The organism is Nocardiopsis sp. KDC1DS13DA1 (assembly GCF_055632325.1).
This window is the reverse complement of sequence record NZ_JBVMUY010000001.1, coordinates 41,376-55,666: the sequence shown is the minus strand read 5'-3', so window position 1 is coordinate 55,666 and position 14,291 is coordinate 41,376. Positions and strand designations below refer to the sequence as shown.

At 72.9% G+C, this 14,291-nt stretch carries 10 protein-coding genes; 3 read left to right on the top strand and 7 right to left on the bottom strand.

From position 1 onward, the window contains the following. Positions 1 to 30 precede the first annotated feature (30 nt). Positions 31 to 966: a glycosyltransferase family 2 protein gene (locus ACTVAJ_RS00215; protein WP_470385929.1), complete on the top strand. Its 936-nt coding sequence runs from the start codon at positions 31 to 33 to the stop codon at positions 964 to 966. Then, the gene (locus ACTVAJ_RS00210) at positions 963 to 2,078 is read left to right on the top strand and encodes a glycosyltransferase family 4 protein (RefSeq protein WP_470385928.1); all 1,116 of its coding nucleotides are present in this window, start codon (positions 963 to 965) and stop codon (positions 2,076 to 2,078) included. Before ACTVAJ_RS00215 ends, ACTVAJ_RS00210 begins: the two co-directional genes overlap by 4 nt. Before the next feature lie 34 nt (positions 2,079 to 2,112). On the opposite strand, the gene ACTVAJ_RS00205 is transcribed toward ACTVAJ_RS00210, so the two are convergent. From ACTVAJ_RS00205 to ACTVAJ_RS00195, 3 genes are all read right to left on the bottom strand, one after another. Beyond that, positions 2,113 to 3,282, bottom strand: coding sequence for a CU044_5270 family protein (locus ACTVAJ_RS00205; protein ID WP_470385927.1), 1,170 nt, complete (start codon positions 3,280 to 3,282; stop codon positions 2,113 to 2,115). Further along, positions 3,279 to 3,884, bottom strand: a complete 606-nt coding sequence (locus ACTVAJ_RS00200; protein ID WP_470385926.1) for an RNA polymerase sigma factor — start codon at positions 3,882 to 3,884, stop codon at positions 3,279 to 3,281. The genes ACTVAJ_RS00205 and ACTVAJ_RS00200 overlap by 4 nt, the downstream gene beginning before the upstream one ends. 70 nt (positions 3,885 to 3,954) lie before the next feature. Then, complete coding sequence (locus ACTVAJ_RS00195; protein ID WP_470385925.1) at positions 3,955 to 4,914, bottom strand: lysylphosphatidylglycerol synthase domain-containing protein; 960 nt, start codon at positions 4,912 to 4,914, stop codon at positions 3,955 to 3,957. A 91-nt stretch (positions 4,915 to 5,005) separates the two neighbouring features. Between ACTVAJ_RS00195 and ACTVAJ_RS00190 the strand changes: the two genes are divergently transcribed. Further along, positions 5,006 to 7,633, top strand: a complete 2,628-nt coding sequence (locus ACTVAJ_RS00190; RefSeq protein WP_470385924.1) for a bifunctional FO biosynthesis protein CofGH — start codon at positions 5,006 to 5,008, stop codon at positions 7,631 to 7,633. A gap of 103 nt (positions 7,634 to 7,736) precedes the next feature. Here the strand turns inward: ACTVAJ_RS00190 and ACTVAJ_RS00185 are convergent, their stop codons facing one another. The 4 genes from ACTVAJ_RS00185 to cofD form a co-directional block, all read right to left on the bottom strand. Then, positions 7,737 to 10,001 (bottom strand): chitinase C-terminal domain-containing protein, encoded by a 2,265-nt coding sequence (locus tag ACTVAJ_RS00185; RefSeq protein ID WP_470385923.1) that lies wholly within the window; start codon positions 9,999 to 10,001, stop codon positions 7,737 to 7,739. A gap of 317 nt (positions 10,002 to 10,318) precedes the next feature. Further along, positions 10,319 to 11,602 (bottom strand): glycosyl hydrolase family 18 protein, encoded by a 1,284-nt coding sequence (locus ACTVAJ_RS00180; RefSeq protein WP_470385922.1) that lies wholly within the window; start codon positions 11,600 to 11,602, stop codon positions 10,319 to 10,321. 250 nt (positions 11,603 to 11,852) lie between these two features. Then, the gene (locus tag ACTVAJ_RS00175) at positions 11,853 to 13,148 is read right to left on the bottom strand and encodes a coenzyme F420-0:L-glutamate ligase (protein WP_470385921.1); all 1,296 of its coding nucleotides are present in this window, start codon (positions 13,146 to 13,148) and stop codon (positions 11,853 to 11,855) included. Then, positions 13,145 to 14,131, bottom strand: coding sequence for a 2-phospho-L-lactate transferase (gene cofD / locus ACTVAJ_RS00170; protein ID WP_470385920.1), 987 nt, complete (start codon positions 14,129 to 14,131; stop codon positions 13,145 to 13,147). Before cofD ends, ACTVAJ_RS00175 begins: the two co-directional genes overlap by 4 nt. Positions 14,132 to 14,291 lie beyond the last annotated feature (160 nt).

The following is a 14,291-nucleotide window of genomic DNA, read 5'->3' as shown; positions in this document are numbered from 1 at the left end:
CGGCCCCGACACCACCGCTGAGACGGACGCATGAGCGACACACACGACCACATCCAGGACCCGAGCGCGGACGAGGAGTCCGTGCGGGTCACCATCGTGCTCCCGTGCTACAACGAGCAGGACCACGTGCTCGACGAGGTCAAGCGGATCTGCTCGGCCATGGACGCCTCCGGGTACGGCTACGAACTGCTGGCCGTGGACGACGCCTCCACCGACGACACCCTCGCCCGGCTGCGCGACGCCGAGGCGCTCCACCCGCGGCTGCGCGTGATCGCCTTCGGCCACAACGGCGGCTCCGGGACGGTGCGCCGGATCGGCAGCCAGCGGGCGCGCGGCGAGTTCGTGGTCTGGACCGACGCGGACATGAGCTACCCCAACGAGCGGATCCCCGAACTGGTCGCGATGCTCGACCAGGATCCCGAGATCGACCAGGTGGTGGGCGCGCGCACCCAGGAGATGGGGTCGCACAAGGCGTTGCGCGTCCCGGCCAAGTGGGTCATCCGCAAGATCGCCGAGGGCCTCGCGGGCAGCCGCATCCCCGACCTCAACTCCGGGCTGCGCGTGTTCCGTCGCGACGTCGCCCGCCCCTACCTGCGGCTGCTGCCGCCCGGGTTCTCCTGCGTCACGACGATCACCCTGGCCTTCCTGTCCAACCAGCACCGGATCCGGTACGTGCCCATCGAGTACGCCACGCGGGCGGGCACCTCGAAGTTCCACTTCGTCAAGGACGCCTACCGCTACATCCTCCAGGTGCTGCGGATGGTCATGTACTTCAACCCGCTCAAGGTGCTCATGCCGCTCGCGCTGGTCCTGTTGGGGATCGGTACCGCCAAGTTCGTCTTCGACCAGTGGAACAAGCTCTTCAACCTCGCCAACAACACGATCATGATCCTTATGACGGGACTGATCATCGCGGCGATCGGGCTCCTGGCCGACCTCATCGTCCGCTCGCGGGACAGCGCGTGAGCGCCGGACCGGCCCGGGTCGCCCTTGTGGGACCCGCCCACCCCTACAAGGGCGGCGGCGCCCGGCACACCACCGAGCTGGCGCACCGGCTGCGCGCGCTCGGCCACCCGACGGTGATCGAGTCGTGGCGGGCGCAGTACCCGGCGGCGCTCTACCCGGGGCGGCAGACCATCACCGACCCCGAGGGCGAGCCCTACCCCGACACCCGCCACGCCCTGGCCTGGTACCGGCCCGACGGCTGGTGGCGGACCGGACGCCGCCTCGCGGACACCGCCGACCTCGTGGTGCTGACCCTCTTCTCCCCGGCGCAGGTCCCCGCCTACCTGGGCGTCCTCGCGGGCGTGCGCTCCCGGCGCGCGGGCACGCGGGTGGTGGCGCTGTGCCACAACGTGCTGCCGCACGAGCGCCGGGCCGTGGACGTGTCCCTGGTCCGTACGCTGCTGCGTCGCGTCGACGCCGTCGTCACCCACTCACCCGACCAGGCCCTCCTCGCCGAGGGGCTGCGGGGGGCGGGACGGCCCCGGCCGGTGGTGGCGCAGATGCCCCCGCACCTGCCGGAGACGGGCGGACCGGAGCCCGCCGCGCCGGGGGAGCGGCGGCACCTGCTGTTCCTGGGCATCGTCCGCCCCTACAAGGGGGTGGACGTGCTCCTGCGGGCCCTCGCCCAGGGGGCTCCCGAGGACGTCGTGCTCACCGTGGCGGGCGAGTTCTGGGGCGGTTCCGGTGAGCTGGCGGAGCTGGCCGCGCAGCTCGGGATCGCCGACCGGGTCCGGTTCCGCGAGGGGTACGTGCCCGCCGCCGACCTGCCGGGACTGTTCGCCGGGGCCGACGCCGTCGTCCTGCCCTACCGGACGGCCACCGCCACGCAGAACGTCTGGCTCGCCCACGAGCACGGCGCGCCGGTGGTGGCGACCCGTGCCGGGACGCTCGCGGACCACGTGCGCGACGGGGCCGACGGCCTGCTGTGCGCCCCGGACGACGTGGCGGACCTGGCACGCGCCCTGCGGGACTTCTACGCCCCGGGGGAGCCCGAACGGCTGCGCGCCGGGGTCCGCCCGGTGGACGCCGCGCCGTACTGGCGGGCCTACACCGGGCGGCTGCTGGACGCCTGACCGCGGCGGACCCGGCACACGCGGCGGGGGAGCCCTACTCGCCCACGGCGGACTCGGGCACCTCCACGTCGGGCCACGCGTCGGTCCACTCGAAGGTCTCGTGCAGCCTGTACGCGACGACGTCACCGGGCTCCACCCAGTCGGCCGCCCACTCCGGGGCCTGGACCACCACGCGCTCGGAGGACAGGGGCAGGCCCGTCCCGGGGTCGAAGAGGAGCCGCTCCTCGTACCGTCCGTCGACCAGCCCGTCGACGTCGTAGGCGATCCCCACGGCGGGCCGTCCGGACCGGTCCTCCGTCACCCCCTCGGCCGCGTGGACGTCGGGCAGCCCGGCCAGAACCTCGTAGACACCCGCCCTGACCTCAGGAGGGAGGGGGAGGCCCAGGGTGGCCCGGACGGTCTCGACCGACGGTTTGGGCACGGTGTAGAAGCCCGCCTCCGCCGTGTCTCCCCCGTCAAACTCCTCCGCACCCTCCTGCTCGGGCCGCAGCATCTCCCGCAGCTGTTCGGCCTCCGACGGCAGTTCCTGGAGCTCCTGCGGGCTCACCAGGGAGCCGCCGAGGGGGTAGTCGGCCTCCATGGGGGTGTACAAGTCTCCGAGCCCCCTGTCGTTGGGGATCTCCAGCCGCGCGGTCTCCGCCGGCCAGAACGTGGGGGCGCCGTCGCGCTCCCACGCCCCCCGGTCGCGGTCGGCGACCAGGGCCCAGTCCACCGACGTGTGCTGGAAGGTCTCCAGGTCGGTCTCGATGTTCGTCCACTCCCGGCCCGCCTGGATGTCGTACACCCCGTACCTGTCGCCCTCGGGGCCCACCCCCCAGGCCTCGGCCGAGACGGACTCGGTGTACCAGACGGCACCCTCGACCGTTTGGGAGCGGGCGGCCTCGATGACGGGGGCCATGGCCTCCGCGGCGCTGCCGTCGTTGACGGGCCCGTCGTCTCCGGACCCCTCCGACGCGGGAACGGGGGTCAGCGTGACCGGGCCCGTCCGCAGGAACCCGGGCGGCCCCAGGACCAGGAAGGCGAACGCGGCGGCGGCGACGAGCACGGCGGTACCGGACAGCAGCAGGGGCAGCCGTCCGGTCGCCCGGGGACGGCGGGTGAACCTGGCGCCCCCGGGACGCCAGCCCGTGCGCACGGCCAGTTCCTCCGCGGTGCGTTCGGGGACGTCCGCCCGCATACGGCTCAGGTGGTCGATCTCGTTCACTGGGAGTCCCCCTTCACGGGAGCGGCGGTGGTGGGAAGGGCGGCGCGGACGCGCTTGCGGGCCCGGTGCAGCCGGGACCGGACGGTGCCCGTCGGGACACCGAGGACCTGGGCGGTCTCCTCGTAGGTCAGTCCTCCCCAGGCGACGAGCAGCAGGGTGTCCCGGTCGCCCCTGGACAGGCGGGCCAGGGCGGCGGCCAGGTCACCGGACATCGCGGTGGCGTCCGCGCGTTCGGCGGCCCGGTCGGCGAAGCCCTCCGTGACCGGGTCGGTGCCGGTCCGGGCCAGGGCCCGGTAGGCGCGTGTCTCCGAGCGGTGGTGACGGCGCACCAGGTTGGTGGCGATCCGCCACAGCCAGGGGCGGGAGTCGGGGCGGCCGGCGTCGTACCGGTGGCGCGTCCTGAAGGCGGTGTGGAAGGTCTCGGCCACGACGTCGTCGGCGTCCGCCTCGCCCAGGCGCCGGGCGACGTAGCGGTGCAGGGCGGGTGCGTGGCGGCGGAAGATCTCGCCGAAACCCGTGGGATCGTCCAGGGAGCGTTGGATGACGACCGCGTCGGACTCCAGTCCGTCGGGCGTGGTCGCCCTGGGGACGGCAGTGGGCATGGGGGATCCGATCACTTCGGTGGGTGGTCTTACACCCCTACTAGCCCGATCCCGGCTCCGGTGTTCGCGGTCAGGACGCCCCTTCGGATGTGATGGGCGCCACACCCCGTCGGGCGGTCCTGGACAACGGAAGGGACAGACCCGCCCAGGCCACGTCCGCGACCGTCATGACCAGGCGGGACAGGACGGCCACCAGCAGCGCCGCCCCCGCGTCGACGACCGGCGCGAGCGCCACGACCAGCACCGCCTCGCGCACCCCCAGCCCGGCGGGCGCGAACACCACCAGCAGCCCCAGCGTCCACGCCAGGGCGTAGGCCCCCACCGACGGTCCGACCGAGCGCGCGGGGTCGCCGCCCACCGCCCACGTCAGCACCCACACGTGCGCGCCCAGCGGTACCCAGGCAGCCAGGGTCCACCCGACGGCCGCGGCCATCGCGCGACCGGGGATCCGGAGCGGCCCCGCCTCGGCGACCTCACGGAACCGCGCGAACGGCCGGGCCGCGAGCCGCACACCCCAGCCCACCGCGCGCGGGTGCAGCGCCGCCAACAGCAGCGGCGCCAGGGCCAGCGCCCACCACCACCGACGGGCCGCCTCGGCGGACGACAGCGGCAGCGCGACCGCCGCGACGGACAGGCTCACCGCGACCGTGACCCCGACCGCGAGCAGGGTCGCGGCCGCGCCGCGCACCCGCGGCACCCTCCAGTCCCGGCCCAGCTCCACCTGCGCGACGAACGCCCACACCGAACCGGGCAGGTACTTGCCGAGCTGGCCCACGAACATCACCCGCGCCGCCACCCCGCGCGGCAACGGCGACCCGAGCCCGGCGAGCAGCGCCCGCCAGGCCATCATCTGCGCGGTCAGCCCCGCCATACCGGCCAGCACCGCCACCGGCAGCACCCACAGGGGCAGCGCCGCGGCCGCCTCCCGTGCCTGGTCCCAGTGCGAGCGCACCGCCAGACCCGCGCACACCAGGAGCACGAGCAGCACCGCGAGCCGCACCCACGGGTCACGGCGAAGCCGAGTCAGCACGGGCCCTCCCTTCCGCCGTCCGGTTCACCGATGATCCCAGAAGGGCGGTGCGGCCGTCCCGCCCTCCCCCGCCGCGTCGTAGGGTGCGGTCATGAGTGGTGCGAACGACCAGGGACCCGACCCCTCCCCGACCCCTTCCGCGATGCGCCGGGCGCTGGCCCGCGCCCGCGACGGCAAGACCCTCGACGTCACCGAGGCCGAGGTTCTCCTGCACGCCCGGGGCGACGACCTGGAGACCCTCCTCGGCCACGCCGGTCGGGTCCGTGACGCGGGTCTGGAGGCGGCCGGGCGGCCGGGGACCATCACCTACAGCCGCAAGGTCTTCGTCCCGCTGACCCGACTGTGCCGGGACCGCTGCCACTACTGCACCTTCGCGACCGTGCCCGGGCGCCTGGAGTCGCCCTTCCTCTCCCCCGACGAGGTCCTGGAGATCGCCCGCCGGGGTGCGGCCCTCGGCTGCAAGGAGGCCCTGTTCACGCTCGGCGACCGCCCCGAGGACCGCTGGACGGCGGCGGCCGAGTGGCTGGACGCCCACGGGTACGACGACACCCTCTCCTACGTCCGGGCCATGGCCGTCATGGTGCTGGAGGAGACCGGCCTGCTGCCGCACCTCAACCCGGGGGTGCTCACCTGGTCGGACCTGCAGCGGCTCAAGCCGGTCGCGCCGTCCATGGGCATGATGCTGGAGACCACCTCCACGCGGCTGTTCACGGAGAGGGGGCAGGCGCACTACGGCAGCCCCGACAAGGACCCGGCCGTCCGGCTGCGGGTCCTGGAGGACGCGGGCCGCTCCAGCGTGCCGTTCACCACCGGCATCCTCCTGGGGATCGGCGAGACCGTCCGCGAACGCGCCGAGTCGGTCTTCGCGATGCGCGCCGCCGCCCGCCGCTACGGGGGTGTGCAGGAGGTCATCGTGCAGAACTTCCGCGCCAAGCCGGACACCGCGATGATGCACCGCCCCGACGCCGAACGCGAGGAGATGGCCGCCGCGATCGCCGTCACCCGCCTGGTCATGGGGCCGAGGGCGCACGTGCAGGCGCCGCCCAACCTCATCGGCGCCGAACGCGGGGGCGTGGACGAGTACGCGCTCATGGTCCGCGCGGGCATCGACGACTGGGGCGGGGTCTCCCCGCTCACCCCGGACCACGTCAACCCCGAGCGGCCCTGGCCGCAGATCGAGGACCTGGCCGAGCGCACCGCCGCCCTGGGGTTCACCCTGCGCGAGCGGTTGACGGTCTACCCGGAGTACGTCCGGATGGGCGAGCCGTGGCTGGACCCGCGGGTGGCGGGGCACGTCGCGGCGCTCGCCGACCCCGAGACCGGGCTGGCGGCGGAGGACGCCCCGGTCGTGGGCCGCCCGTGGCAGGAACCCGAGGCCGTGCTGGTCTCCTCGGGCCGCACCGACCTGCACACCGGGATCGACGAGGCCGGTCGGGCCGAGGACCGGCGGGGCGACTTCGACTCGGTGTACGGCGACTGGGACGAACTCCGGTCGGGTGTGGACCGGGAGGGCGCCGTGCCCCGCAGGTTCGACCCGGCGATCGCCGACGCGCTGCGCGCCGCCGAGGCCGACCCCGCCGGGCTCTCCGACGACGAGGCGCTCGCCCTGCTGCACGCCGACGGGCCCGAACTGGAGGCGCTGACGGACCTGGCGGACCGGGTCCGGCGCGACACGGTCGGCGAGGACGTCACCTTCGTGGTGACCAGGAACATCAACTTCACCAACGTCTGCTACACCGGCTGCCGGTTCTGCGCCTTCGCCCAGCGCCGCACCGACGCCGACGCCTACACGCTCTCCCTCGACCAGGTCGCCGACCGTGCCGAGGAGGCCTGGGACGCGGGCGCCACCGAGGTGTGCATGCAGGGCGGGATCCATCCGGACCTGCCCGGCACCGCCTACTTCGACATCGCGGCGGCCGTGCGCGAACGGGTGCCCGGCCTGCACGTCCACGCGTTCAGCCCGATGGAGGTGGTCAACGGGGCGGCCCGCACCGACCTGCCGATCCGTGAGTGGCTCACGCGGGCGCGCGAGGCGGGGCTCGGCTCGGTCCCGGGGACGGCCGCCGAGATCCTCGACGACGAGGTCCGCTGGATCCTCACCAAGGGCAAGCTGCCCGCGAGGGAGTGGGTCGAGGTGATCACGACCGCGCACGACCTGGGCATCCCCACGACCTCGACGATGATGTACGGGCACGTGGACTCCCCGCGCCACTGGGTCGCCCACCTCAAGCTGCTGCGCTCGCTCCAGGAGCGCTCCCGGGAGCGCAACGGCCGCCCGGGGTTCACCGAGTTCGTGCCACTGCCGTTCGTGCACACCAACGCGCCCATCTACCTCGCGGGGCTGGCCCGGACGGGGCCGACGGTGCGGGAGAACCGGGCGGTGCACGCCCTGGCCCGGCTGCTGCTGCACGGGAGCATCGACAACATCCAGTGCTCGTGGGTCAAGCTCGCCGAGGACACCTGCCGCCAGTTGCTGGCGGGCGGGGTCAACGACGTGGGCGGCACGCTCATGGAGGAGACGATCAGCCGGATGGCGGGGTCGGGGCAGGGGTCGTACAAGACGATCAGCGACATCCGCGCCCTGGTCGCGCCGACCGGACGCCCGCTCCGCCAGCGGACGACGCTGTACGGGGAGGTGGACGAGGAGCGGCGCCGGGTGGCGGAGGCCAGCGACGGGGTCGCCCCCAGCGTCCGGCGCCCCACCCTGCCGCTCGTGTGACGGGGTCTCGGTGCCGACGGAACCTACGACGGGGGCGGGCCGCCACACGGGGTGACGGCCCGCCCGGGGGCGTACGGGACCGCCTCGGCGGCCCCGCACCGGGTCAGCAGGCGCCGAGTGACTCCCAGGCGCCCCACTCGCCGGTGGTGCCCGGCTCCTCCTGGGTCCACCACTTGGCCCGGTAGGCGGTGCCGTTGTGGGTCACGGTGTCGCCCTGGGTGTAGGTGCCGGCGGACCACGCCGGGGAGGCACAGGCCTCGGGCGGCGTGCCGCCCCCGCCGTCACCGCCGCCGGCGGGTGCGTCGACCAGCGTGCCCTCGCGGGGGTTGTCGTAGGTGATGGCGTACTCGTTCGCGCCGACGGTGACGCGGAAGTTCGACGGCTGCGCGATCGGGAGGCGGTAGCTGAGCACGAAGTCCAACGAGCCGCCCGCCGGGATGCTCTGCCAGTTCGGCACGGTCAGCTCCACCCGGTGGAAGTCGCCGTCCAGGCCGCCGACGTTGTTGTCCCGGTTGTGGCCGTTCTGGATGTGCGTCAGCCCCATACCGGACTGGTCGCTCATGTTCGCCGGTGCCGAGGTGCCGTAGTCGAACGTGATCGTCGAACCGCCGGGGATCTCTCCGGCCGAGTTGTTCGTGACGGTCACGTCGGGGGTGATCGGGTAGTTGTTGTCGCCGAGCGCGAATCCGTGGAAGTCGACGTCGACGTCGAGGACCTCCGCGGGTGCGGCGGTCTCCGCCTTGGCGGCGCCGTAGGGGCCCGCGGTGCTCAGCGTCTGGTGGAGGTTGGTGATGAGCGTGTCACCCATCTCGTACTGGCCCTTGGCGTCGTTGTAGGCGTAGTCGCCGGCCATCTCCCAGATCATCACGCCGCCGAGGCCGTTGTTGGCGACGTACTCCGCCTTGGCCGCCGTGGCCTGCTCGGCGTCGCCCGACAGGAACGTGTTCGTGGTGGAGTTCCACCACCACTCGTTCTTGGTCACGTCGTCCCAGTGGCGGGTGTAGGTGCCCTCGATCCCGTCGGTGATCCCGTAGTCGGCCGCGTAGTCGCCGACGACGCCGTTCTCCAGGTTGAGGGCGTGCCAGATCGGGTTCGCCCCGGCCGCGATGGCGTTGCCGGTCAGGGGGTCGCTGTCGTGCCACAGGTTGTCGATGCCGTCCGCACCGTTGCCGCAGGGCACGGAGATGCCGGTGCCGGGCTGGCACTGGGTCTGGTCGGGCAGCGCCGCGGTGCCCCAGAGGCCGTTCTGGCCGCCCTGGACGTCCCGCCACCCGCGTGTGTAGAAGGGGAGGCCGAGGTTGATCCGACCGGCCTGCATCGCGCCGCGGAAGTAGTGGTAGGACCAGTCGGCGTTGAGGTAGCCCATGCCGTTGTAGGCGTTGTAGACGTCGGCCAGTTCGGGGTCCTGGCCGCTGTCGTAGAGCGCGCCGTTGTGCCCCACGAAGTGGTTCCACGTGCCGTGCAGGTCGTAGGACATCATGTTGACGAAGTCCAGGTACTGCACGACCTGGTGCACCTCCTGGCCGCGCAGCAGCCAGCCGGACGAGGGGACCGCCGCGGTCAGCTGGTAGTACCTGCCGTCCTGCGCGGAGGCCTGGTCGAGCTTCTCGCGCAGGACGCGCATCAGCTCCTCGTAGCCCTCCCACAGGTGCCCGCGCCGCTGGTCGGAGATCCAGAAGTCGTCGGGGTTGCCCGCGCCGTTGTTGGACGTGGCGTACTCGTAGTCGATGTCGAGGCCGTCGAACCCGTACTGCCGGACGAAGTCGACCGCGGAGTTGGCGAAGGTCTCGATGCCCTGGTGGTTCACACCGGTCTCGGTGGTGGTCATCGAGTAGAAGCCGCCGGAGTCCACCCGTGTGCCGTCGGGCCCGAAGTAGCCGCCGGTCTCGGCCCAACCGCCGACGGCGACCAGGGTCCGGACGCCCGGGTTCTCCTTCTTGTACTTGTTGAGCTGGTTGAAGTGACCGTTGTAGGAGAACGCGGGGTCGGGCTCCAGACCGGGCTCGTCCCAGGTCATGCCCGTGGCCGGGTTGTCCGGACCGTCCGGCCCCACGGAGAGCCGGTTGTCGCCGTCGACGTGGCCGAAGGCGTAGTTGATGTGCGAGATCCGGTTCCACGGGATGTCGTCGACCAGGTAGGACGGTTGCCCGTTGGAGCCGTTGCGCCAGCTGGTGAAGTAGCCGATCACCCGGCGGTCGAGGTTGTTGGGGAGGATCTCGCGACCGTCGGCGTCGTACACGTCGCAGTACGGGACGTCCACCCCGGGGGTCTGGTGGAGGCCGTCGGGGCGGCAGTCCGCGTTGGTGGCGGGTGCCGCCGGGAGCTGGGGTGCCTGGGGCGCCTGGACTGCGGCGTTCGCGGTCGGCACGGTGAAGAGCATGCTCGCCGACACGCACAACCCGGCGGCCGCGGCCCCGAGGGCACGCGCCCATCGGGCGGGTCTTCCCCGTCGCGGGGAGGGATGTGAGGGCATGGGGGGGACCCTTTCTGGGATCGGTTTGCGGGCACACCACCGGCCCCGCCCGCGGCCGGGGGCCGGGGATGGGGTCGTGGTGACGGAGGGGGTGGGCCGGAGACGGCGGTGGGGGTGGGGTGGGCCGCCACACGAGGGGAGTGAGGTGGCGGCCCACCCGGGAGGGGGTGGAAGCGGGGCCGGGAGCGGCCCCGCGCGGGGTCTGACGGGGGCTAGCAGGTGCGGACGGTCTCCCAGACGCCCCACTGGCCGGTGGTGCCGGGCTCCTCGCCCCGCGTCCACCACTTGGCCCGGTAGACGTTGCCCTGGTGGGAGACGGTCTCACCGCCGGTGTAGACGGTCTCGGCGGACCAGGCCGGGTCGGTGCAGTCACCGGGCGGGGGCGTGTCGGTGGGCGACCCGCTGGGCGGCGGGGTCGTCGGCGGCGGGGTGGTGGGCGGGGTGGTCGGGCCGTTGCCCAGCCGCGCGGAGATGTCGCGCGCGAACTGGTAGTTGTTGGTCGCGTCCCAGTTGACCGACCAGGTCATGACTCCGCCGATGGGGCCGTACGGGGTGGTGGGCGAGTACTGCCCGCAGCTGGTCCCGGCCTCCAGGCAGTCGAGGGCGGCGATGATGTCGCTCGTGGGCATGTGCCCGCCGCCGGCCGCGGACGGGACCGCGGGCAGGCCCAGGCCGACCTGGCCCGGGGACAGGCCCATCTCCAGCTGGATGCAGGCCTGCGCCGCCACGAAGTCGGGCGTGCCCTGCGCGTAGATCTGGCCGTCGCAGCCCGCCATCGTGCCGGAGTTGTAGTACTGCATGTTCACGATGGTGAGGATGTCGGAGATGTTCGACGCCAGCTGGTAGTACTGCTGCGTGGGCGCCTGGAAGTCGATGGTCTGCGGTGCCATCGTGATGATCAGGCCCGTGCCGGCGCTCGCCCTGAGGTCGCGCAGCGCGGACTCCATGTACTGGGCGTTGATCCCGTGTTCGAGGTCGATGTCGATGCCGTCGAAACCGTAGTCCTGCATCAGGGCGTGGGCGGTGTCGGCGAAGTTCCGCGCCTGGGTGGGGTTGGTGACGCTCACGTTCCCGAGCTGTCCGCCGACGGAGAGGACGACCTTGCGGCCCTCGGCCTGGATGGCGGCGATGTCGGAGCGGAACTGCGCGTCGGTGTAGCCGTTGAGCTCGCTGCTGGCGAGGTTGAACGTGATGCCGCCGTCGAGCGAGGGGTGGTTGTCGGCGAAGGCGACCGCCACCAGGTTGTACTCGGACGGGATGTCGGCGAGGGTCAGAACGGTGGAGCCGTTGTCGAAGTTGTGCCAGTAACCGGTGAGCCACTGCTGCGTCGCGCTGGTGGCGGACGCGGGTTCGGCCTCGTTGGCGGCCAGGGCGAGTTGGCTGGCGCCACCGGCGATGAGCGCGGCGGTCACGACGGCGAAAGCGCTGGTCAATGCCGCTCTGGTCCGGGAGGGCCGGCTCCTTCGATGGCTTCGTCGGCGCAGGGAGTCGAGCATGGGGGGTGCTCCTTTCGTCGGGCGGGGGCGACGAACCGGATCTGAATGCCCTTAATTGTTAAGAAACCTTAGAGTTGCTTGACCGGTGCGTCAACGAAAACCGTAAAGAAAGTTTGCGATTTTTCGGAGATGCGATGTGAGCCGGTCCGGCGTGTGACTCCTGGGCTTTGAGGGATCCTTGAGGCCTCTGAGCAGAAGAAAGGCGGCCAGCACCCCGGCTCGGGGCACTGGCCGCCTGTCATCGTCGGCGTCACCGGACGGTCACGAAGTCCTCCGGATCGCGTGGCGGACGCTCCCTCGGCGGCTCGGCCGCGTGTCCCACGGCCACCGCCCCCATCGGCTGCCACTCCCCGGGCACGTCCAGCACCTCGCGCACCACGTCCGGGCAGAACATGGTCGAGGAGATCCAGGCCGACCCCAGGCCCTCCATGGCCAGTCCGACCAGCAGGCTCTGCACCCCGGCGCCCATCGCCACCAGGAACATCGACCGCTCCGCGTCCGCCCGGCGCCGGTCCGGGTACGGGTGCGCCCCGTCAGCGACCAGGAACGGCACCACGAGGTAGGGCGCCCCGCGCAGGACGTCGCCCCGACGTGTCCGCCGGGCGATCGCCTCCTCGGAGAACCCGTCGCCCCGCAGGTCGGCCACCCACGCGTGCAACATGGCGTCCAGCAGCCGCTTGCGCGTGCGCTCGGACTCCACGAGCACGTACCGCCACGGGGTGGTGTGGTGCGGCGCCGGGGCCGTCACCGCCGTGCCGACCGCGCGCCGCACGGCCGCCGGGTCCACGGGGTCGTCGGTGAACCCCCGGACGGTCCGCCGGGCGGGCACGACGTCGCGCGAACCGTGGCGGAACAGGTCGGCGTCGGCCGAGCGCACGAGTTCGGCCGCTCCGGGCCCGTCCTCCTCGGTGACCAGGGCGCCCAGGCCGCTGACCACCGCGACGGGCACACCGCTGGTCTTGCCCTTGACCAGTTCGCCCGCGCCCGCGATCTCGTCGGCGACCGCGTTCACGGTCGCCTCCATGAGGTTTCCGTGCGTGTCGGTGGCGCCGCGCAGGTCCTGGAGCACCGTCAGCCCCGCCGCGCCGATCGCCACGTCGGTCTGGCCGACGCGCCAGGGGCGGCCGAAGGTGTCGGAGACGACCACGGCCACGTCCACGCCCAGACGCTCGCGCAGCCCCGCGCGCAGGGCGCGGGCGGAGGCGTCCGGGTCCTCGGGGAGCAGGAGCACGGTGCCGGGCTCGACGTTGGAGGCGTCCACACCGGCGGCCGCCATCACCAGGCCGTGGCGCGTCTGCGTGATCCGGGTGCGGCCCGCGCGGGCGACCACGCGCACCGTCTCGGCGTCGATCGCCTCCTCCCGGCCCATCCGCCGGGCGCGGCCCTCGGCCTTGCTGACGACCTTGGAGGTGACCACGAGGACGTCGCCGTCCACCAGCGGGGTACCGGAGGCGGCCACGGCGTCGGCGACCAGGGCCGCGAGATCGTCGCCCGCCCGCACCTCGGGGACCCCGGACAGCCCGCGCACCCGTATGTCGTCGGTCACGCCCGCTCCTTCGACAGTTCGACCGCCAGGTCCACCGCCGCGCGGGCGATCGCCTCGGTGGCGGCCGGGTCGCTCATGTACAGCGGGCGCGAGCGCACCTCGATCCCCTCGACGTCGGTGCCCGCGTCGGCCTCGTCCACCAGCCAGCCGTCCAGCAGGTCGGCGCCCAGGTGCTCGGCGACGGCCGCGGCGCTCGTCTCCACCCCGATGGCGGCGAGGCAGGCGTCGGCCATCCCCCGCACGGGCGCGCCGCCGATGATCGGTGAGACACCGACCACGGTCTTGTCCGTCAGCGCGTCGCGGATGCCGGGGACGCCCAGCACGGACCCCACGCTGACCACGGGGTTGGACGGCGGGAGGATCACGGCGTCCGCCTCGGCGATGGCGGCCAGGACGCCCGGGGCGGGTGTGGCCGACTCCGCACCCATGCTGACGATCTGTTCGGCGGGCAGCGCGGCGCGGTGCCGGATCCACCACTCCTGGAAGTGGATGGCGCGGCGGCCCTCCCCGTCGTCGACGACCACGTGCGTCTCCACCTGGTCGTCGGTCATGGGCAGCAGGCGCACGCCGGGCTTCCAGCGGTCGCACAACGCCTCGGTGACCGCCGAGAGGGGGTACCCGGCCGCGAGCATCTGCGCGCGGACGATGTGGGTGGCGGTGTCCCGGTCACCCAGCCCGAACCAGGTGGGGTGCATGCCGTAGGCGGCGAGCTCCTCCTTGACCGTGAAGGACTCGTCGGCCCTGCCCCAGCCCTGCTCCTCGTTGATGCCCCCGCCCAGGGTGTACATCACCGTGTCCAGATCCGGACAGATCCGGAGCCCGAACAGGGTGATGTCGTCGCCGGTGTTGCCGATGACGGTGATGGTGCCGATGCTGTCTGTGCTCTGCTCTCCGGGGGTGGGAGCGTCGATCCCGAGCGCCGCCTTCAGGCCGCGAAGGAACCGTGCCCCGCCGATACCGCCGGCCGGTACGACTATCCGCATGCGTCCAAGTCTGGCAGGCTGGGGGCGTGTATGAGTCGTCTGCCCCGCCGTGGGCCACGACCCCGGCGTGACCGTACCCGTGCGGGGAGTCTCCGAACCCCGGGGCGGTGCGCGCCGTCTCACCGGTCGGCTGTGTCCGATGTCCCCATTCCCCGTCGGG